The sequence below is a fragment of the Vibrio rubrogenes genome (assembly GCF_059641415.1).
Window position 1 is genome coordinate 65,291 of record NZ_JCARSY010000010.1, and the last position, 22,168, is coordinate 87,458.

20 protein-coding genes and 1 pseudogene are annotated in these 22,168 nt (G+C 45.8%); 14 read left to right on the forward strand and 7 right to left on the reverse strand.

Annotated elements, in window-relative coordinates:
- Positions 1–35 precede the first annotated feature (35 nt).
- Positions 36–477, forward strand: a pseudogene (locus AC55NX_RS09585) (universal stress protein).
- A gap of 84 nt (positions 478–561) precedes the next feature.
- On the opposite strand, the gene AC55NX_RS09590 reads toward AC55NX_RS09585, so the two are convergent.
- The 4 genes from AC55NX_RS09590 to AC55NX_RS09605 all read right to left on the reverse strand — a co-directional run bounded on the left by AC55NX_RS09590 (position 562) and on the right by AC55NX_RS09605 (position 4,685).
- Positions 562–1,362 carry a glycosyl hydrolase 2 galactose-binding domain-containing protein gene (locus AC55NX_RS09590; RefSeq protein ID WP_496995518.1) on the reverse strand — a complete coding sequence of 267 codons (801 nt, stop codon included), beginning with the start codon at positions 1,360–1,362 and terminating at the stop codon, positions 562–564.
- Positions 1,363–1,514: 152 nt separating this feature from the next.
- A complete protein-coding gene (gene uxuA / locus AC55NX_RS09595; RefSeq protein WP_496995519.1) occupies positions 1,515–2,705 on the reverse strand; it encodes a mannonate dehydratase in 1,191 nt (396 codons plus the stop codon).
- 96 nt (positions 2,706–2,801) lie between these two features.
- Entirely contained in the window at positions 2,802–3,572 is a 771-nt protein-coding gene (locus AC55NX_RS09600) for an FCD domain-containing protein (RefSeq protein WP_496995520.1), read from the reverse strand.
- 123 nt (positions 3,573–3,695) lie between these two features.
- Positions 3,696–4,685: a TRAP transporter substrate-binding protein gene (locus AC55NX_RS09605; RefSeq protein ID WP_496995521.1), complete on the reverse strand. Its 990-nt coding sequence runs from the start codon at positions 4,683–4,685 to the stop codon at positions 3,696–3,698.
- 316 nt (positions 4,686–5,001) lie between these two features.
- Between AC55NX_RS09605 and AC55NX_RS09610 the strand changes: the two genes are divergently transcribed.
- From AC55NX_RS09610 to AC55NX_RS09665, 12 genes are all read left to right on the forward strand, one after another.
- Positions 5,002–5,529 carry a TRAP transporter small permease gene (locus tag AC55NX_RS09610; protein WP_496995522.1) on the forward strand — a complete coding sequence of 176 codons (528 nt, stop codon included), beginning with the start codon at positions 5,002–5,004 and terminating at the stop codon, positions 5,527–5,529.
- A 10-nt stretch (positions 5,530–5,539) separates the two neighbouring features.
- Positions 5,540–6,841, forward strand: a complete 1,302-nt coding sequence (locus tag AC55NX_RS09615; RefSeq protein ID WP_496995523.1) for a TRAP transporter large permease — start codon at positions 5,540–5,542, stop codon at positions 6,839–6,841.
- Positions 6,842–6,898: 57 nt separating this feature from the next.
- Entirely contained in the window at positions 6,899–9,274 is a 2,376-nt protein-coding gene (locus AC55NX_RS09620) for a glycoside hydrolase family 31 protein (protein ID WP_496995524.1), read from the forward strand.
- Between the two features lie 12 nt (positions 9,275–9,286).
- A complete protein-coding gene (locus tag AC55NX_RS09625) occupies positions 9,287–10,765 on the forward strand; it encodes a mannitol dehydrogenase family protein (RefSeq protein WP_496995525.1) in 1,479 nt (492 codons plus the stop codon).
- Positions 10,762–12,189: a glucuronate isomerase gene (gene uxaC, locus AC55NX_RS09630; protein ID WP_496995526.1), complete on the forward strand. Its 1,428-nt coding sequence runs from the start codon at positions 10,762–10,764 to the stop codon at positions 12,187–12,189. The genes AC55NX_RS09625 and uxaC overlap by 4 nt, the downstream gene beginning before the upstream one ends.
- 63 nt (positions 12,190–12,252) lie before the next feature.
- Positions 12,253–12,882, forward strand: a complete 630-nt coding sequence (locus AC55NX_RS09635; RefSeq protein ID WP_496995527.1) for a bifunctional 4-hydroxy-2-oxoglutarate aldolase/2-dehydro-3-deoxy-phosphogluconate aldolase — start codon at positions 12,253–12,255, stop codon at positions 12,880–12,882.
- Positions 12,883–13,355: 473 nt separating this feature from the next.
- On the forward strand, positions 13,356–13,529 hold the full coding sequence (locus tag AC55NX_RS09640) for a 2Fe-2S iron-sulfur cluster-binding protein (RefSeq protein ID WP_496995528.1): 174 nt from the start codon (positions 13,356–13,358) through the stop codon (positions 13,527–13,529).
- Positions 13,529–14,368, forward strand: a complete 840-nt coding sequence (locus tag AC55NX_RS09645; RefSeq protein WP_496995529.1) for a formylglycine-generating enzyme family protein — start codon at positions 13,529–13,531, stop codon at positions 14,366–14,368. The genes AC55NX_RS09640 and AC55NX_RS09645 overlap by 1 nt, the downstream gene beginning before the upstream one ends.
- On the forward strand, positions 14,352–15,329 hold the full coding sequence (locus tag AC55NX_RS09650; RefSeq protein ID WP_496995530.1) for a DMT family transporter: 978 nt from the start codon (positions 14,352–14,354) through the stop codon (positions 15,327–15,329). Before AC55NX_RS09645 ends, AC55NX_RS09650 begins: the two co-directional genes overlap by 17 nt.
- Positions 15,326–15,850, forward strand: a complete 525-nt coding sequence (locus AC55NX_RS09655) for a carbapenem self-resistance protein CarG family protein (protein ID WP_496995531.1) — start codon at positions 15,326–15,328, stop codon at positions 15,848–15,850. The genes AC55NX_RS09650 and AC55NX_RS09655 overlap by 4 nt, the downstream gene beginning before the upstream one ends.
- 89 nt (positions 15,851–15,939) lie before the next feature.
- Positions 15,940–16,863: a DMT family transporter gene (locus AC55NX_RS09660; protein ID WP_496995532.1), complete on the forward strand. Its 924-nt coding sequence runs from the start codon at positions 15,940–15,942 to the stop codon at positions 16,861–16,863.
- Entirely contained in the window at positions 16,860–17,015 is a 156-nt protein-coding gene (locus AC55NX_RS09665; protein WP_496995533.1) for a hypothetical protein, read from the forward strand. Before AC55NX_RS09660 ends, AC55NX_RS09665 begins: the two co-directional genes overlap by 4 nt.
- A gap of 204 nt (positions 17,016–17,219) precedes the next feature.
- Here the strand turns inward: AC55NX_RS09665 and AC55NX_RS09670 are convergent, their stop codons facing one another.
- The gene (locus AC55NX_RS09670) at positions 17,220–18,350 is read right to left on the reverse strand and encodes an ROK family protein (RefSeq protein WP_496995534.1); all 1,131 of its coding nucleotides are present in this window, start codon (positions 18,348–18,350) and stop codon (positions 17,220–17,222) included.
- Between the two features lie 43 nt (positions 18,351–18,393).
- The gene (locus AC55NX_RS09675; protein ID WP_496995535.1) at positions 18,394–19,269 is read right to left on the reverse strand and encodes a glucosamine kinase nucleotide-binding domain-containing protein; all 876 of its coding nucleotides are present in this window, start codon (positions 19,267–19,269) and stop codon (positions 18,394–18,396) included.
- A gap of 311 nt (positions 19,270–19,580) precedes the next feature.
- On the opposite strand from AC55NX_RS09675, the gene AC55NX_RS09680 reads away from it, so the two are divergent.
- Complete coding sequence (locus tag AC55NX_RS09680) at positions 19,581–20,729, forward strand: Gfo/Idh/MocA family protein (protein WP_496995536.1); 1,149 nt, start codon at positions 19,581–19,583, stop codon at positions 20,727–20,729.
- 79 nt (positions 20,730–20,808) lie between these two features.
- Here AC55NX_RS09680 and AC55NX_RS09685 read toward each other — a convergent pair whose 3' ends face one another.
- A complete protein-coding gene (locus tag AC55NX_RS09685; protein WP_496995537.1) occupies positions 20,809–22,164 on the reverse strand; it encodes a glycoside hydrolase family 28 protein in 1,356 nt (451 codons plus the stop codon).
- Positions 22,165–22,168: the final 4 nt, after the last annotated feature.

A 22,168-nucleotide genomic window follows, 5' to 3' on the forward strand; every position in this document is an offset into this window, starting at 1 on the left:
ATGGCTCCGATTCTGGCTAGAGAGGTTATATACCCATGTACAAACATATTCTTGTACCTGTTGATTTAAATGAACAAGGCTTTGCCGATAAAGCGGTAGAAATCGCAGTCTGGCATGCAAAACATTCCAATGCCGAAATACATCTGCTCAATGTTTTGCCCGGTATTCACATGTCAATGGTTTCGACCTATTTTCCTAAAGATGCGGCCGCCAACATGAAAGCCGACGTCAAAGCGCAACTCAAAGCTTTTGCGGAAACGCATATTGATGAAGAAGTGGTCTATCACCTCCACATTGCCGAAGGAAAACCCTATAGCACCATTTTGGATTATGCCGAGAAACTGGGCAGTGACCTGATTATTATGCCAAGCCACAAACGCTCCAAAATTGATAATTGTGGTATTAGGCTCAGTCGCCAGTAAAGTCGTGCAGAACTCTCCTATTCATGTACTGGTTGTCAAACCTCAAGAGCTCTAATCTCAACCACATGAAACAAGCGTATACCAAAAAGGTGCAGATTATAAATCTGCACCTTTTTTAATCGTCCGTTTGTTCAAATCGTCACAGCGGAAAGTGAGTCACACATATCCCTTCACTCAGACCGATTTGACAACGTTGTTCCTGCCCGTCCAATTGAACGGTTAATATATATAAATCCTGAGGATCCGGATGCCCGGGATCAAAATATCGGGGTGCCTCAACCTGAAAAATAGCACTGGCCTGATCGCTTCTCATGTCGATAGGGATCTGATAACTCATCCCATCAAATTTAATTACCGCAGACACCAATCCGGGTTTTAGCATTTCAAAATAAATATGCACCAGCAGTTCACAGCCACCACCGTGATGCCATACCTGTTCTGTCGTCAAATGCGTCAATCTGACATGACGGATACACTGGAGATAAGGTTCCCGCCAGATACCGACGCGTGAGTCGTAATGACGGATCGGCTCTTTGCCCAGAAAACAGAGCGGATGTTGAACAACGTCAATCAAGGGTTCATCATCGGGTTCGAGAAATAAAATCTCAAACCGATTCCGGCCGGGCTGAAGTAATGGTTTAATCTCTTTCCGATAGACGGATGACAATCCGTCACAATCAAACAAAGCAACGCCATTGAGGCGGACCTCCGCATAATGGTCGATCCCTTCTAAAACGAGATCGATTCCCACATAACTCAGCAGCTCATCATCCACTTCAATATCGTGCATAAGGTGCCATTCCTGTGCTGCAATCTCTGCTTCAGAAAGCGTGACAGGGAGAACCTCGCTCAGCGGTGCGGGAAAACAGATATCATCCTGAGGAACAGTGAGATCAGTCAGCGGAGAAAGCTGCCAATAACCTGCCAATGAGTATTTCATATGCCATAACTTGTTCTGGATCAATTTTTACATTGTCCCAGAGTCACGGTCATTTTGAAAGAATCAAATATCTGCCCATAAATAAAAAAAGCCGCTCAACAGCGGCTAAATCAATCAACGGCAAAGAACGTCATCAGGTACAAACCAATCATTTAGTTACTGGTGTAAAATGCCCGTTTTAAAGCAAGTTCAACACCTCGAATCTCAGCCAATCCTTTCAAGCGGCCGATACAGGAATAGCCCGGATTGGTTTGTTTTTTCAGATCATCGATCATTTGATGACCGTGATCCGGACGCATCGGAATGCGACGAACATCTCCTTGCATTTCACGTCGATGCTCTTCTTTCAAAAGTGCATTAATCACGTTGTACATATCCACATCGCCATCTAAATGCGCGGCTTCATGGAAACTCATCGGGTTGCTTTCTTCACGTAAGGTCGAACGCAAGTGCGTGAAGTAAATCCGGTCACCATAGGTTTCAATCATCCGCACCAGATCATTGTCTCCGCGCACCCCGTAAGAGCCGGTACACATGGTGATACCATTCATCATACTTGGCACCGCGGTAGTCAGCGCTTCAATATCTTCAATGGTTGACACGATCCGAGGTAAGCCAAGAATCGGACGCGGCGGATCATCCGGATGTACAGCTAATTTGAGGCCATATTGCTCACAGGTTGGTATCAATTCTTGTAGAAATAACACCATATGTTCCCGCAGTTTTTCTTTGTCAATGCCCTGATAGGTGTCAAGACGCGCCTGAAATTCTTCTAACGTATACCCTTCTTCTGCACCGGGTAAACCGGCAATGATATTGGATGTCAATTTCTCAATTTGTGCCTGAGACATCTGTTCGAAACAAGCTTTCGCCTGTGCTTGTTCCGCTGCGGTGTAATCCGCCTCCGCGCCCGGCCGTTTAAGAATAAACAGTTCAAATGCTGCAAATTCAATCTGATCAAAACGCAGTGCTTTCGAACCGTCGGGTAACTGATACTCCAGATCGGTGCGTGTCCAGTCGAGTACCGGCATGAAGTTGTAACACACGGTATCAATGCCGCATTCCGCGAGATTAATCAGTGACTGTTTGTAGTTTTCGATCCATTGTTCGTAGTGACCGGTGCGCGTCTTAATCTCTTCATGCACCGGCACACTTTCGACAACTGACCAATTAAAACCTTTCTGTTCCAACAGCGCTTTGCGCTTGAGGATTTCATCTTTGCGCCATACCTCACCATTCGGAATATGATGCAATGCGGTTACAATTCCCGTGGCGCCTGCTTGTTTAATATCATCTAAAGACACAGGATCGCTTGGGCCATACCAACGCCAAGTTTGTTCCATAATTGTTTCCTAGTTATTCGTTTTCCAGTGATTCGTTTTCCAGTGATTTATTGTTGAGCCATATCGAATGAGTGCGACATGGTTTTATCCACAAAGTTAGCGAAACAGATAACCATCAAATAGCGGGTCATCCATATCGGATAATTGAAACAGCGTCTGCTTCACATTTTCGATATGCTGCCACATCGCTTGTCTTGCTCCGTCCGGATCGCGCTTTTGTAACGCCAATAAGATTCGCTCGTGATCCTCTAGCCATTGACAACGGTAAGTATTGCTCTTTATACGTGAATGCAGTTGTTGCCACATGGGGCTTTCATTTCGCCGCTCCCACAGGTCATGAATGATGTCACTCAGGACACTATTTTGGGAGGCTTCAGCGATGGTCAGGTGGAATAGCCGATCATATTCGTAATCATCGGTATCATTTTCCAGATTGACGCGCTCTTGATCCAAGTAATATCGAAGACGAGAAATATCATTCTTGGTAACGTTCGATGCAGAAAAACTTGCAATCTGACTTTCCAGCACCTGTCGCGCTTGTAACAATTCAAACGGGCCGACATCACTACTGCGATTTAACTCTGGTTCCTGTTCTTCTTGTAATGTGTCCGGCAGTTTAATGACATAAACCCCCGATCCTTTGCGGACCTCAACAAACCCTTGCAGTTCTAACATGATAATCGCTTCGCGAACGACGGAACGACTGACATCAAGCTCCTCAGCGATCTCTCGTTCAGGCGGCAGGCGATCACCGAGACCAAATTCCCCGGACGCAATCCGCTTTTGTAATCCAAGGCCTATTTTTTGATAAAGACGCTGTGGATGAATCATATCAACACGAACACTCAAGTTTGTTTGAATACCCATATGATCTCACTTAGTTAACTACCGTTAGTCTGGGGTACAGGTATTGTTGGATAAGGATGCAACGACATCGGGCTCTAATAATTGGTTGACCAAGCCATATTGGTCAACCATTGATAGCATTGCTTAATTGGATGCCAGCGCATCAATTTCTTTGACATATTTTGCAATCGCTTGATTACTCAATGCTTCATCATGCATCGGTTTGACCGCATCGATAAACGGCTGTTTCTCAACTTTTACGAAAGAAACACCCATTGCTGTTTTCGCTTTTTCCTGCGCTTCTGCAATCATTTTGGTCCAGAGATCTTTGTGATACAGCATTGACTCTTTGGCAGCTTTACGAATAGCAACTTGCTGATCCGGCGTGAGTTTATTCCAAGACTCTTCACTGATAACCAATACATCAGGAATCATGGTATGTTCATCCATGCTGAAGAATTTCGCCACTTCACCATGACGAGAGTTGGTTAAAGCCGTTTCATTGTTCTCAGCACCATCGACTACCCCTTGTTGCAGGGCAGTGTACAATTCACCATAAGCCAGCGGTGTCGGTGAACCGCCCATAAGTTTAATCATGTTGACTGCGGTAGGACTGGGCTGGACGCGAATTTTCATGCCTTTCAGCTCAGCGGGTGACTTGATCGGTTTCTTCGCATAGAAGCTACGCGCACCACCATCATAATAAGTTAAACCAATGAATCCCTTTCCTTTCGATGCATTTAAAATATCGTCACCGACCTGACCGGTCAGCACGCGGTAAAAGTGGTCGCGATCATGGAAAATATAGGGGATGTTAAATGCACCATAGGCCGGTTCAAAAGACTCCAGCTCACTCGCATTTGATTTGGCGATATCCAAAGCACCATTTTGCAGCAGCTCCATCGACTCACGTTGGGTCCCCAGCTGGCCATTCGGATAGATGCGAATTTTCACCTCACCGTGGGTATATTCCTTCACTTTTTCTGCCATATATTGCATCGACTTGTGAACCGGGTGATTTCTGTCTTGGTTATGGCTCAGCTTTAGAATGGTGGTCGCAGATGCCGTAAAAGAAATTGAAGCAGCCGCCACACAGGCCATCAGGGTAGACAGCGTTTTTTTATTCAACCGCATAATGTTCTCCATTTTAGAGTGATGTTATTTTCATGCGTTATCTTTCAGATTATTCGATGAGTGCTCCACGCCTTATTCATCTCATCTTTAGTAGGTCACTATTAAGTTAGCTGCCAATGCAGACCAATTTCAATAAAAAACTTCACATTGGTTGACCAACTTCATAAAAAACGGCCACAACTGTTCAGACCAAATGTTAATGAGAGTTCGATCACAGGCTGTTTTTGTGTGACATGCTCTAATGCCAAGCGATTTTAAGGAAAATAATTTACCCCTACATGCTTATATAACAAAAATTGGTTTACCAGGAGTCATTATGGACAAGTTAATAGGCGTCATTAATCGAGGACTGTCGATGTTCTGCATCGGCTTATCCAGCGTCCTCGTTATTTGCGTCGTCTGGCAAGTTTTCTCTCGGTATGTGTTGAACACACCCAGTACAACGACAGACGAGCTCGCTCGCTTTCTTTTTATATGGGTCGGCCTGATGGGCGCGGCATATACATTGGGACAAAAACGCCATTTAGCCATTGAATTACTTGAACAAATTTTAGAAAAAAGTCCGGCTAAGCACAGCATTCTTCGTCTTGTCATTAATGCAATCAGTATTATTTTTGCCAGTGTGATCATGGTTTACGGCGGTGGAAAACTGATGCTGCATGTTCTGGAAACCGGTCAGGTATCTCCGGCACTCAACCTCGAGATGGGCTACGTTTACGCAGCCATTCCCCTCAGTGGGATCTTCATGTTGATTTATTTATCAACTGACTTTTTGACCAACCTGAGAACCCTAATGTGCATTAAGTCACACAAGGTGGATTCTGTGGCTAACCAATTAAAATAGGAACTGACTCATGGATTGGCAAATTATCATTGTTCTGTTTGGTACCTTCTTTATTTTCTTGGGATTAGGCGTACCGATTTCATTTGGTATTGCAATTTCATCACTGCTAACCGTGATGCTTTCACTCCCTTTTGATGCAGCAATTGCGGTTATTTCACAAAAACTGGCTTCCGGTCTCGATAGCTTCTCTCTGTTAGCGATTCCTTTCTTCATTCTCGCAGGGAATATCATGAATCAGGGCGGCATCGCTCTGCGACTGATTAATTTTGCCAAAGTATTGGGCGGCCAATTACCGGGCTCATTGGCGCACGTCAATGTACTCGCCAATATGATGTTTGGTTCGATTTCAGGCTCGGCCGTTGCATCCGCTGCAGCAGTCGGTGGCACCATGTCACCACTACAAAAGAAAGAGGGCTACGATCCGGCATATTCCGCGGCCGTCAACATTACCTCTTGCCCGACCGGATTACTGATTCCACCCAGTAACACTTTTATCGTCTATTCATTAATTTCCGGCGGAACATCGATTGGTGCATTGTTCCTCGCAGGTTACATCCCCGGCCTTCTCATGGGATTAGGCTTAATGGTTGTTGCTGCGATTATCGCCAAGAAACGCAACTATCCGGTCTCCGAAAAACCCAGTGGTCAAATCGTACTGCAAAGAACCCTCGATGCGCTGCCAAGCCTTGGTCTGATTGTCATCATTATGGGCGGAATTATCGGTGGTATCTTTACCGCGACTGAAGCATCCGCCATTGCAGTGGTTTACACACTGATGCTGGCCGTGGTGTTCTATCGTGAAGTCACGATCAGACAAATTCCGGCGATTATTTTGGAGTCGGTGATCACCACCTCAATTGTACTGCTCTTGATCGGTGCCTCAATGGGGATGTCTTGGGCAATGGCCAATGCCGATATCCCTTACATGATCAGTGATGCACTGATGAATGTATCTGAAAATCCGATCGTCGTCCTGCTCATCATTAACCTGATTCTGCTAATCGTCGGGGTCTTTATGGATATGACGCCGGCCCTGTTGATTTTCACCCCGATCTTTCTGCCGATTGCGATGGATCTGGGGATGGATCCGGTTCACTTCGGGATCATGATGACGTTTAACCTCTGTATCGGTATCTGTACGCCGCCGGTCGGCAGTGCACTTTTCATCGGCTGTTCCGTGGGTAAAGTAAAAATCGATAAAGTCATCAAACCATTGCTGCCTTTCTATGCAGTCTTAGTGCTCGCGCTGATGCTGGTCACCTATATCCCTGAAATCAGTTTAGCGCTGCCGAAAGCTTTCCTCGGCTATTAATCTCACTGGTATTCTTGGGGGCGTACAATAAGGACGCCCCGGTGTAAGGACTAAATGATGAAAACATTAAAACATTGGCAATGGGATTCTGCTCAGGGTAACGAAATCATTCTTCGCTGCGATGCAAAACATACCCTGCATATCTTTGTTCTCGAACCCGATATCTTCCGCGTGTTAGTCAAGAAAAATGAAAGCTTGCGCCTCGACAGAACCTGGACCGTCTCCCCTGCCGCTGATGATATTGACTGGAACGGCCGGGCAAGAACATCGATGCAAGGCTATTCGCTGCCCGATTATCAGTTAAACCGTAGTGATGATGAAGTTGAAATCGCCACCGACCGCCTGAAACTGACCATCACACAACCGTTGCAACTCCACTGGCACTACCATGCACAGGGGGAGTGGCAGCCCCTCGCCCATGATCGTAAAACCGGTGCGATTCAGCTCGCGACAAGTACCGAAGGGGTCGCCCACTTCATGCACCGCGGCGATAACGAGCATTACTTTGGCCTCGGAGAAAAGACCGGCAACCTCAACCGAGAAGGCCGCCGCTTTGAAATGCGTAACCTCGACGCGATGGGATACAACGCCAGCTCGACAGATCCACTTTATAAACACATCCCGTTTTATATTACCCGGACACCACAGAATGTGAGTTACGGTTTGTTCTACGATAACCTCGCCAGCTGCTGGTTTGACTTGGGCAATGAACTCGACAACTATCACATCAAATATCGTAGTTATCGTGCTGAAGACGGCGATCTGGATTTTTACTTCATCCTTGGCCCGCAAGTCATTGATGTCACCCGCTCATTTGTCAAACTGACCGGCGGCACAATCTTCGGCCCGAAATGGAGTTTAGGCTACAGCGGTTCGACAATGCGTTATACCGACGAACCGAATGCCCAAGAACTGCTCGAAAGCTTCGTCGATCAGTGCGCAGCCCATCAAATCCCATGCGACTCTTTCCAGCTCTCATCAGGCTATACCTCAATTGGCGATAAGCGTTATGTCTTTCACTGGAATCATGACAAAGTCCCCGACCCGACGGCCATGTCGGACTATTTCCACCAGCATGGCTTGAAGCTCGCAGCCAACATCAAGCCCTGTCTGCTGCATGATCACCCGATGTATCAGGCTGTCAGACAACAAGGGCTGTTTATTCAGGATTCAGAAAGCGATACTCCGGAAATATCGGTCTTCTGGGATGCGGAGGGTTCTCACCTCGACTTTACCAATCCGAAAACCATCGACTGGTGGAAAAGTAACGTCACCGAACAGCTGCTTGAATACGGTATCGACGCAACATGGAACGACAACAATGAATATGAAATATGGGATCGCGAGGCGCGCTGTTACGGGTTTGGCAATCCCATCCCGGTGAGCTTAATCAGACCGTTACAACCCCTGTTGATGATGAAAGCGTCGTACCATGCCCAGCGAGAATTCGCACCGCAATTACGGCCTTATTTGATCTCCCGTTCAGGATGTCCCGGCATGAACCGATACGTCCAGACTTGGAGTGGTGACAACCGGACCAACTGGACGAGCCTGAAGTACAACATCAAAATGGGCTTGGGCATGAGCCTATCGGGTTTGTACAATATCGGCCATGATGTCGGTGGATTCTCCGGTGATAAACCCGATCCCGAACTCTTTGTCCGTTGGGTGCAAAATGGCGTGATGCACCCGCGCTTTACCATTCATTCATGGAATGACGACGGGACGGTCAATGAACCGTGGATGTATCCGGAAGTCACCCCGATTATTCGCAAAGCGATGGCACTGCGCTATCAGCTGATGCCTTATCTCTATGATGCGCTGTGGCTGGCTCACCATGAACATCAACCGATGCTTCGTCCGACCTTCCTCGATCATGAGCATGATGCCAACACTTGGGCGGAAAATGATGACTTTATGCTCGGTCAGTCGCTACTGGTGGCCTCAGTGGTTGAACCGAATCAACGTCAGCGTGAGGTTTATCTCCCGGATAACACCGTCGGATGGTATGACTTCTATACTCACCAATGGTTTAGTGCCGGTCAAACGATCACTGTACCGGCCGCGTTAGAGACGCTGCCGCTGCTGGTCAAAGCCGGCTGTGTACTGCCGCTCAATCCGGAAACCGGTGTCGCAAATACCCGGCATGACAACCAGCGTGTGCTACTGATTTTCCCGGCTCAGGGCACACATCATTTTTCGCAAACTATTTTTGACGATGACGGTGAAAGTTATGCCTATCAGAGCGGTCAATATGCCGAGCTGTCTGTCGCTGTGACAACCGATGCCAAATCGGTTCAGGTCTCCGTCTCGAAAGCGGGTGACTTTCAGCCGGATTACGACAACGTCGAGATTCGACTCCCTGTGACGGAAAACCGGCAGCTGATCGTCAACGGTCAGCCAACTGAGAACCATCATCGTATTTCAATCTGAGAAGAGAGCAACATGAAGACTATAGCGAATACACAACTCAATTCTGGCGTATCTTTACCAGAATATGATCGAAGCCGTCTGGTGACGAGAATAGTTCACTTAGGATTCGGCGCATTCCACCGCGCACATCAGGCGCTCTTCACCCATGAAATGTTACAAAAAACCGCCAGTGACTGGGGAATCTGCGAAGTCAGTCTCTTCACCAGTGAAGACCTGATCACCGCACTGCGCCGTCAGGATCACTGCTACACCGTCGCTGAAAAAGGTGCAGAGGAAACGGTTGTCAAAGTGATTGGTGCCGTGACCGAGTCATGCCATCCGAAGTTGGACAGTATTGAAGCGGTACTGGAGAAAATGGCAGAACCGCAAGTGGCAATCGTCTCGATGACCATCACCGAAAAAGGGTATTGTGTCGATCCGGCGACAGGTCAGCTAGACCTGACTCACCCTCTGATTCAACAGGATTTACAAACACCGCACGCCCCCAAATCAGCGCTCGGTTATATCGTTGAGGCGCTGAAACGACGTCATGAACGAAGCTTACAGCCTTTTACGGTCATGTCATGCGATAATATCCAAGAAAACGGGCATGTGGCCAGAGCCGCGGTACTTGAATTCGCCCGCCAACTGGATCCGCAGCTTCACCGCTGGATCGAAACCCATGTCACGTTCCCTTGCACCATGGTTGATCGGATTGTACCAGCGGCAACGCCTGATACACTCGACGAAATTGCAACATTATTGGGTTGCCCCGATCCGTGTGCGATTGCTTGCGAACCCTTCAGCCAATGGGTGATTGAAGATAATTTCGTTGCCGGACGCCCCGAATGGGACGTGGCAGGCGCGGAGTTTGTTGACGATGTCGTCCCATATGAAGAGATGAAACTGAGAATGCTCAACGGGAGTCATTCGTTTCTCGCTTATCTCGGCTACCTCGGTGGCTACGAGCATATTTCTGACACCATGACGGATGCAGGCTATCGTCAGGCCGCTTTCGACATGATGCTCAAAGCGCAGGCACCATCACTCAATATGCCGCAAGGAACCGATCTGCAAGCCTATGCTACCCAATTGATTGAACGTTTCACCAACCCGAGCCTGAAACATCGCACCTGGCAAATCGCGATGGACGGCAGTCAGAAAATACCGCAACGGATGGGCCGCAGCCTGAAATACCATCTGGCTCATGGCAGTGATTTTTCGTGGATTGCGACAGGAATTGCGGGCTGGATGCGTTATGTCGCAGGTGTCGATGAACACGGCAATGAGATTGATGTGCGCGATCCGATGGCAAAGCAGCTCCGTGATATCTGTGATCAACACGGACTCAATGTATCGGTTGTGCCGGCATTACTCGGCGTAGAAACAATTTTCTCTCATGAACTGGGCCAGAACCCACAAGTGATTGACGCTGTGAGTCACGCCTATCAATCGTTACTGGATCATGGTGCCCGCGCAACGGTCGCAGCACTGTCAGGAGGAACACAATGAAAAATTTTATGGATGAAGACTTTTTGCTGAATACGGAAACAGCGCGTCGCCTCTATCACGAATACGCCTGTCATCAACCGATCTATGATTATCATTGCCATCTGAGTCCGGCAGAGGTCGCAAATAACCGTCAATTCGAAAACCTGACCCAAATCTGGCTCGCAGGTGATCACTACAAATGGCGGGCAATGCGCGCTGCAGGTATCTCTGAGCAACAGATTACCGGTAACGCCAGCGACTACGACAAGTATCTCGCCTGGACTGCCACTGTGCCACAGACGTTAGGCAACCCGCTGTATCACTGGACCCATCTGGAACTGCGTCGCCCATTCGGTATCACCAATACCTTACTGAGCCCCAAAACTGCGCAGTCTGTCTGGGAGCAGTGCAATGAGCAACTTGCAACGCCGGCATTCTCCGCCCGGGGGATCATGCAACAGATGAATGTTGTCATGGTCGGTACCACCGATGACCCGATCGATTCACTCGAACACCATCATGCCATTGCTCAGGATAGCGATTTTGATGTCGCTGTCCGGCCCAGCTGGCGTCCGGACAAAGTGTTCAAAATTGAACAGGATGGGTTTGCTGACTATATCCAAAAACTCGGAGAAGTCGCAGATATCAATATTGAGCGCTTTAGTGACTTACTGAATGCGCTCGATAAACGTCTGGCTCATTTCGACGCCCACGGTTGTCGCGCTGCGGATCACGGTATCGACACGATGCGCTATGCGCCTATTCCGGATGAAAAAGCACTTGATGCCCTGCTGACACGTCGTTGCAACGGTGACATTCTTTCTGAACTGGAATACGCTCAGTTTTCAACCGCAGTACAAGTCTGGCTCGGTCAGCGCTACGCCGCGCTTGGCTGGGTGATGCAGTTCCATATTGGCGCACAACGTAATAATAACAGCCGGATGTTTGCCCTGCTTGGCCCGGATACAGGCTTCGATTCAATTGGTGACCGGCCGTTTGCTTTTGAACTAGCTCACCTCTTAGATGAGATGGATAAGAGCGACGCTCTGCCCCGAACCATTTTGTATTGTCTCAATCCGAGAGACAACGAAATGATGGCAACCATGATCGGTAACTTCCAAGGCGGTGGGATTGCCGGCAAAATCCAGTTTGGCTCGGGTTGGTGGTTTAACGATCAAAAAGACGGAATGCAGCGTCAGATAGAGCAACTGTCACAGCTTGGCCTGCTCAGCCAGTTTGTCGGTATGCTGACCGACTCACGTAGCTTCCTCTCTTATACCCGTCACGAGTATTTCCGGCGGATTCTGTGCAATATGTTAGGAGGCTGGGTCGAAAATGGTGAAGTGCCGAATGATTTCTCACTGCTCGGTCCGATGGTTGAGAATATCTGTTTTGGCAATGCGCAACGCTATTTTGAGGCGAGGGATGAAATGGCGAGAGATTAAATGATGAAGCATATCGCCATTATCGACACTCAAGCCGTTCTGCTTTCTTAATAAGGAACAACCATGTCAGACATTAAACAGCAAATCAAAGCTATCAAAATCATTCCTGTGATTGCTATCGACAAAGCCGAGGACATCATTCCTCTGGGCAAGGTGTTGGTTGAAAACGGCCTGCCCGCAGCCGAAATCACCTTCCGCTCAGATGCAGCCGCCGAAGCCATTCGTCTGCTGCGTAAATCACAGCCAGACATGCTCATCGGCGCTGGTACCGTACTCAACCGGGAGCAGGTTATCGCCGCCAAAGAAGCAGGTGCGACATTTATTGTCTCTCCCGGTTTCAATCCCAATACAGTCCGGGCCTGTCAGGAACTCGGCATTGAAATCATTCCGGGAATCAATAACCCGAGCGTGGTTGAAGCCGCACTGGAAATGGGAATCACCACCATGAAATTCTTCCCTGCGGAACCATCGGGTGGGATCAACATGGTTAAGTCTTTGCTTGCACCGTATACCAATCTGGAGCTGATGCCGACCGGTGGTATCAAACCATCAAACATCAAAGATTACCTCGATATCCCTCGCGTGATAGCCTGTGGGGGAACATGGATGGTCGAAAAATCACTGATTGAAGCCGGAAACTGGGAAGAAGTCGCCCGCCTCACGCGCGAAGCGGTCGCTTTAATTCAAGCGTAAGCCCTGACCAAAATCCCCCCTCATTTGTTTCGTGAGGGGGATCCGAAAAGTAAAAGCCTTATTGCCCCACGAAACACATCCGGTGAAACCAACCTTCTGCTCACCCCGATGAGTCCACTTATCGTCCGAATATCAATTCATTCTACACTCTGAACCGCCCGCATGATTACGCTGACACCATTAACTCACTTTAGAATCGGTGCTTATGGCTATATTTAATCAATTAATCATTATAAAACCGTTCAAATAAACGATTAAATAACTGAGCATTCAGATAATAAAGAAATTGATAAAACAAACAATTCAATATTATTAAAAACATCCTAGTGATATATTTTAAATTAATGAATAGGGTTCATACACATATAATAACCAAACCACCAATTACACACAATGTAACAAAATAAATAATATCTTAACATTAAAATAACACATATAAATCAATTAGATATAGTGATAAAATAACAAATTACATGCAATATAATTGCCGAGATGGTTTCTGTAGCCGCTGTAAAGTGTTATTAAAGAAAGGGCAGGTTAATATGGATCATTCTGGTGAAATCTCTCGAACAGAAATAAAAGATAACTATATTTTAGCTTGCTGTTCAACTCCCCTAACCCCAATTGAAATAGAGGTTATTAATTGATGCATTACTTATTATTTTTATGTATTTTTTTTATTAATTCCCCTGCATTTTCATCAACAGAAAAACAACTTAAATTAAATGAGTCACTGGTACAAGCCGGTGATTATTATGTTGGTGATGTTTTTGGCCAACAGCCATATGAAAAACATACAAATGTGTCTGTAAAATCTTTCTATATGATGCAGACAGAAGTAACACGTTCACTATTTGAACAAATCACAAATTGGGCAATACAGAACAAATTGGTTAAAGGGGATATCGTTAAACATACAAATAAAGAAGAGGCAAACATCGCTGTCGCAAGTGTATCATGGTGGGATGCCGTAATTTTTTCAAATATGATCAGCCGTTACTTCAATCTATCTCCCTATTATTTAGACAAGTCCGGCAATCCCATTTTTGAACGCCCTAAAGATGGCGTTGTCACTGTGAATGAGTCAGCTTCCGGCTATCGACTTCCCAGTATTTTTGAGTGGCAAATTGCAGCTCGCGGGGGGCAAGAAGCATTAAAAAACCAGACATATGGCACACTGTTTGCGGGCTCAGATCAACCAGATACGGTCGGGTGGTTTCCAACGGATGATTTATCACAACAAGAAATTCCTTATGTTGTCGGACAGAAAAAACCCAATGAACTCAATCTATTTGATATGTCCGGTAATGTTGCAGAATGGACAGGTGAAGTCTTTAATCTGGATGGCAACAACGTCCTTTACTACTACTGTGGGGGGAGCTTTATTATCAGCGATAACTCACTGGCAAATTGCGATATCCATTCCCGTCATCATAAAAGACCTGACTTAGGGTTCCGGTTAGTGAGATATGCCTCCCAGCCTTAAATATTCCCACAATAAACACGATGAGAAATCTATTTTGAATCATGCCTACAAATATTATATTGGCGTACTGATTGCTGTCATCCTATGGGGAAGCAATTTTGTGGTGATAAAAATCGCACTACAACAGGTGGACACATTAGCGCTACTCTCGATTCGCTTTGTGCTGAGTACGATGATTCTTGGCGGGATCTGCCTTTTCAGACGGCAATCGGCCACACCACTGTCATTGAGAAACTATATGTTTCTCTTTTTCCTTGGGACACTCGGAATTGCAGGGTTTAATCTGGGGCTTTTTTATGGGCTCAACGACACATCACCTATCCATGCGTCACTTATTGTGTCTCTTTCACCATTGATGACCTTATTCATTGCCAGTCGCTTTCACATAGAGCGAGTCAATCTCTCTCACGTCATCGCTCTTTTACTCTGTATGCTTGGGGTTTTTCTGGTGATTGGTTCACCATTGGATCATAGCTGGCTGATGATTAAAGGCGATTTAATCATTTTTGTCGGCACACTTTCTTGGAGCGTCTATACCATTTTTTCCACAAAAATCAGATCTCAAATCGAGCCACTTCAGTTAACATTCATGGTGATGTTCTTTGGCTCAATTTGTATTGTCTTGCTGAGCTCATTTCATCTGAACTTGTTCCGTGTATTGACAGAAATAAACACTCAGGCTTGGGGGCTCATTCTATATATGGCGATATTTACAACCTGCATTCCTCACCTCTTGTGGGTTCACTCCGTGAGAAAAATCGGACCGACAGAGTCCTCGTTATTCTTTAATTTAATTCCGGTTTTTGCCACTATCTTCGCTATGTTTACCGGTTTCATCCCTGATCAATACCAGCTCATCGGTATTATCATCTCATTTGCGGGCTTAGCTATTCCTAACCTATATACCTACATCGTCAACCGTGCTCATTTGATGACGAAAAAAGAGGCGGTTAACAAATGAGGTATCTGTACTTGATCGTGCTGCTCCTACACCCTTTTTATGCTTATCCTGCGGCTAGTTTTTTCGAATTAAACAGTGGCTTGAACCAGATAGATTTAAACTCGGATGGCATTGCTGATGCTGTTTTTTATGCGAGGTTTGATAACAACACATCTCATCCGGATCCGACCCTCTCGGTTTATATCAAGAATAACGATGCAACCTACTCGATTGTACCGACACCGGCAGGTGACCGGTTCACACTCTTTGGTATCAATGTCTCGGTTTCCAATGTGTTGGTGAGGAGTTTCGGTTTTATCAAAACATCAAAGCAGGTCTATCTGGTGGTTGCAGTTAAATCCGGAGACTCGCCCCATTTAAAACAGTTCTTCAAATTCAAACTCTATCAAATTGAAAAGAATCTGGAACACCCGGGAATTGCGCTATATGGCTGGACCCAAGTCGGGGAAAAAATAAGCAAAAATAAATACATGTCAGCAGATGTAGCGATCCGCGAGTGCCCCAAAACATGTTTTGAATAGCCGGAGAATAGAAAGCACTATGTGACTATAGTCACCAATACACAACTGTCACCTGTTGTATATTGATAATTATTTAAATGGATATTGTAATGCCATATTTTTTATTAATCCTTGCTGCCATGTTTTGGGGTGGTAATTATGTTGTTGGTCATATACTCGTTGCCCAAGCAGACCCGATTGTTATGACTGAAGCACGATGGTTACTCACTGCCATATTACTTGGATTTTTGTATTTCAACCAAGTTAAAAACAATTTAAACAAAATAAGAAACTGTTTCATTGCGATAATATTTCTTTCTATTTTTGGTCAAGTTCTCTTTCCGCTAACACTCTACATCGGACTACAAACCACCACATCATTGAATGCTGCAATATATATGTCAGCGACACCGGGGATTGTGTTAATTATCAATGGCGTCATATTCAGAGATAAAATTACATTGAATAATATTTTGGGTGTTATTTTGAGTACGTTTGGCGTTTTCTTTTTAGTGATGAAAGGCAATGTGAGCGATACTCGAGTCTTCCACCATATCAATACCGGTGATCTATGGGCTATGGGGTCGGCCTTAAGCTGGGCATTTTATTGTTCTTTCTTACGGCTAAAAGACAAAACGATCCCCAGTAATGCTTTCGTCACTGTCAGCTCTTTTACAGGCGCAGTCATCTTAGTACCAATCGTCTGGTACTACACCACGACTCAATCTCCTATCAGCCTATCATCGTATACTCATGGTGGTTTTCTGGCTGGCCTGCTGTATTTAGTGCTCTTTCCGTCTTGGTTATCTTATGTCTTTTGGAACAAAGATATCGGTGAGATCGGCGCGACAAGAGGAGAAATCTACACGCATATTATCCCTTTATCAGGCGGCGTATTCAGTATCGTTTTTCTGGACGTTCAATTAAAGAGTTACCATATTGTCAGTGCGCTGCTCATTGGGGTTGGAATCTGGTTTTGTTCAAAAAAACTCAAACCGAAATCGAGTCTGATCTCCCCGCTTGAGCATAAATGATCAATTTAGCATTCGCAGATGTTGCGATCCGCAAATACCTCAAGACATTCTTTAATAGCCAAGCCAAACCACAAAAAAACCTTGCTGCGAAGCAAGGTTCTTCATTGAAAGTTTCTGCGAAACCAGACGATGATTCATCATTTTCTGATTAAAAGGAAAAAATCGGAAAAGGTGTCCATTGCCAGCCTATAAGATTCTCACTTTTGAGTAATATGAAACCACTAGGGGCTGTTGACCTTTCGTGATGTTTTTTGCAGCAATTTGTCGTGCATTTAGTCAAGGCAGGTCATGTGAAGTGTAGCGATCTACATGAACCATGACCTAACGCTGGATAAATGAGCGACAAATCAGTGCGTCTATTTTTCATTATCTATTTCACTAGCCAACATATCCAACAATCGATTCACCGCAAAACCGGCGGCACCTTGTGCCCACATTCGTGATTCAGTGAGAAAATGAAGCGGCGTCACCTGAGGCGTGACACGCAATCGGTATTTTTGAAAGCTCTGAAGAACTTGATCAAATAAAATGCGCGATACCGTTTGAGGTTCTGTGGTCAAGTAAACAATATCAGGGTCAAAGGCAATGGATAAATTAGCCAAAGACACACCAAGGTGATGTCCTGCATTCGTCAGAGTCTCAATCGCCATCGGGCTCGGGTTAAGCTCTAGCTCCTGTAAAGTACGTGGCGGATTTTGCCTATCAATATCCGGGTCATGATGCAACAAATACTGCAAAATTGCCCGCGACGATGCCACGCTTTCTAATTCTCTTTCAGAACCATCACCCAACAACCCATTCCCGATTTCACCGGCATTTCCATGACGACCACGATATAACTGGCGATTAATAATAATCCCCGCGCCGATCCCTTGACCAAAAGTAGCAATAATTGCTGATGAGGACTGCCCAATTTGGCCAAATACGACCGAAGCCAGCGCTAAAGCATTGGCATCATTTTCAATAAATACCGGAATCGAAAAACGCTCAGTCAACTGAGAAGCAATATCGACATTATTCCAGTCAAGCAAAAATGAACGTAAACAGCGGCCAGAATCAGGATCAACAACCCCTGATATAGCAAGACCAATGGCACCGATATTTCTATGTGACGCAGTAGATTTCATAAACTTAGCTAACGAGTCACCAAGCTGCTTTGGTGTTAACTTACCTGTTGAAATCTGTTGCTCACCAATCAAAGTACCGGCCAAGTCAGTCATCACAATAAGATTACGCTCTGTATTAAGCTGAACGCCAATCACACATGTGAAATCAGGGTTGATCCCCAACAGCGTTTTCGGTCTCCCCATTGAGACCTTACGTAATCCTAACTCACGAATAATACCTTTGTTCAACAGCTTATTCGTCGCTTGGGAAACAGCTGACATACTCAGTGTACTACGCACCTTTAAGTCAGATTGACTGATGGAAGCATGTTCAACAATCAAACGAAGTAGACGGGTAGTGATGGACGGTGGTGTCGGCATAATTAAACTCAAAATTATCTATTGGTTACGGTGCGTTCGTGCATTATATGGATTCACAGGACAAACGCGACAATATCAATGCGCCATCAAGCGCATCACCTTTGGCATCGATTAGAACAGCCTGATTACGAGGTGATAGCCATGGCACAATCGGCTTAGCCAGCCCACCCATCAAAGTCGCTCCGTTCTCACCTTGATGTGTTAAATAGTCCAGCATTTGATCTATTTCACTTGCGGTTTGCCGCACTAGTTGTGTTGCGACCGCATCACCAAGTTCAGCGTAGTGAAAAATTGCAGGCGCAAAATGGCCCCAATCGGCAGGCGTCGCGTTGGTTGACCAAGTCAGCATCTGTTCTGGCGAGTTGTCAAATTGACTCATGATTTCTCGGGTTAGGGCTGTCGGCTCAATTAAATGCTCATGAGCTTGTAGTGCATACCGAACCGCCCGGCGTCCTAAAATCGCACCGGACCCTTGGTCTGCAAGACTGAACCCCCACCCTCCGACTTGACTAAATTGCCTGCCATCCCATCTCACACCCTGACTGCCTGTGCCTGTGATTAGCACGGCACCGCTCTCACCTAAGTGACCGCCAATACAAGCAATTTCAGCATCAGACACAACCTTCACATGAGCAAAACCTTGAAGTGCCTTCTGAGCACACTGACGGTAGGATTCAACGTTGGCTCCCGCTAAACCGAGTACCACACTAGTACAAGCAGAGGATTCAAAAGGCAAATTGGCCTGTAAGTAAACATCAGCGATCAGACGGCTTACGGTTTCGAGTGCTTTATCAAACGCAGAATAGATATTAGCTGAACCCGCTGCACATTCAGCGAGAATCTCACCATCGACATTCATTAAACGTGCTCGACATTTAGTGCCGCCACCATCCACACCAATAAAATATTGACAATCCAAATTGTGTTTCCCCTTGATACATGGTTGAAATGGGCCACCTACCATTTGTAACCTTTAGCCAAAATAGATAAAAACAACGTCAATATCAACAAAAAAGATTTCATATAAAAAAACTAAATAAAATAATTTAATTATAAGATTATGATTTATAAAAATATATTAACAATTACACTAAAAACCATTTATTAAAAATCTTTATTTACTTTTTTTCGTGAAGTAAATGAGATAGATTAAACAAGGCTCATCTATTGATACTATTTGTCTTGCCAGAACCGAGCTCGGCTCATCACGTAACTGGTCAGGGAGGAAAAATGAAAGTAGGGATAATTGGATTGGGGCATCGCCTTTCTCACGTTCTTAGAGACATGAGCAAAGCAGACCCAGACTTTTCAATCGCAGGTTATGTCGACCCCGTGCCAGCCGGACTACCAAATTTACATCAATTTGGCATAAAACCCGGCCAGTCTTATGAAAACCTTGAAGCAATGCTCAGTGCCGGAGGCTTTGATTTGCTGATGGTGGGCACACCCAATTTTATGCATCTTGAGCATATTCGTGCTGGTTTACAAGCTGGTTATACGGTATTCACGGAAAAGCCGGTAGTCATCGATCAGAAACAAAGTATTGAGCTAGCCAAACTGGTGAAGGAGTACGGTGAAGATAAAATCATCGTGGGGCTGGTACTACGCTATTCTCCGCTATATCAGGATTTAATCAGCGCTAAGGAACAAGGTACACTGGGCGAAATCACCTCGATTGAAGCGACCGAGCATATTCCTCCCCACCATGGTGCCTTTTTCATGCGAGACTGGCGCAGAATGGAGAAATACGCCGGACCTTATATTTTAGAAAAATGCTGTCATGACATCGACCTTTACCAAGGGCTCGTTGGTGAGCGCCCGGTACGCGTTGCCAGCTTCGGCGGTAGAAAATCATTTACGCCCGAACATGCGCCGACAGGAGCCGTGACCGCCGATTCTGAGATGTACCACACCAAGCCCAGCGGCTGGAATAGCACTGATGCCGTGTTTGATAGCGATGCTGATATCATTGACTACCAAAATGCCATCATTGAATATCAAGGCGGCGCCACACTATCATTTCATGCCAACTTAAATGTCCCTGATGAGTTCCGTCGTTTTTGCGTGATCGGTACCGACGGGATGGCGGAAGGTGATTTTGTCCGTAACTTTTTTAAAGTCCACGATGCCCGAACCACCAACTGCTTAACCGACAAGCAGTACGAAGGCACCGCTTATGATGGTCACTACGGCTCAGATGAATTAATGGCCCAAGAAGTCGTCAATCACATGCTTCATGGTACACCGCTTAAAGTTTCTGTTGTGGATGCTCTGGAAGCGGGCTTAACGGCTATCATGATCGACCAGGCAAGAAAAAACAAAACCGTCATCGATATGACGGAATGTTGGGCTGAATTCGATAAAGCACTTGGACGCTAACGACTTACGGTTAGCAAAAACCATGTTCAAAATGAAGCCGCAGCACTGAGCTGCGGCTTTTGTTTTATCTACACAGACCTTATCGTTGGACGTCCCCCTCCAAATCGTGAACAAAGACGATTTTTTCCGGATTCCAACTTGCACCTTCTTGCTGAGTAAAACAGCAAGACTCTAACCTGATCTCCGTCTTACTGATGTTATGAGCAAACACGGCTGGTAATCCATTTGGGTAGTGCCAAACTCCCCAAGGACGAGTCTGTCCTTCTAATATGGTATAGGCATTGTCCATCCCTGAATTGTCACTTTGATGAGGGTTACATGGCGGACGAACATCATAAGTACCACGATCAGGGTGATAATGCCCAAGTTGAGCCTGGCTGACATTAAACAAACGGATGTCTTTAACCAGCCCTGCCTGCTCGGCATGGAAGTTAATCGCGCCTTCTGAACGAATCGTAATATTAGATATAGCAATATGTTCAATGACGCCACAAGGGCGAGCGGCCTGCCGTCTTTTGGCCGTGATATAGATAGAGTCAGCTTTCCCCCAATGACATGGCGCTGTAAACTTGGTTTCAATTGAAATATTGTCAAAGCTAACATTTCGGATAGCCCCGCCATCACGAGAAACCAACGCTAAGCCTCGATTTGAGTCACTGATAATGCAGTTGCTAAATTTGATATTGTTGAAATCATTGAAACTTTCGGTGCCGATTTTCAACGCAGAGCTATGCGAGTAAATCAGGCAATTTTCGACTAAAATATTTTCGCATGCCTGATCCATTCGAGCAGCTTTACGACTGGTTTTAAGGCACACGCCGTCATCAGCAGTGTGCAACTGACAACCACTAACGATAAAATGGCGGCAACCATCTAAGTCAATCGCATCGGTATTGGTGTATTTAAAGCTATTTTTCACCTTCACATGACTAATCCGTCCGTACTCACATGAGACCATATGCAATGTCCACATTGGCGAATCAACAATGCTGATATCCTCGATCACTACATCGCTACACTCTTCAAAAATAGCCGTACGAGGCCGTTCAGCATGTGGCTTACGATAACCAAGTTCATCCGCTATTTCAGTGTGATAAGCCGGTGCGTTACCATTGATCTTACCTTGTCCCAAGAGCCCGACATTCCGTTTGCCTTTGGCAAAGATAAAACCGTAGTAACTCCCTTCCGCGACGACTTCACTCACCCCCGCAGAAAAGTCGCTATAATTGGGAGAAGCAATTAACTCGGCCCCAGCACTTAAATACAGTGACACATTGTTTTCTAAGCAAATACTGCCACTTAAATAGCGACCCGGTGGCACATACAAGATACCGCCGCCTTGTGCACTCACCGTTGCAATAGCCCGGCGAAATACGTCAGTATTCAGGTTATGCCCATCGGCAATTGGGTGAAAATCTTTAAGATTGGTATACATGATA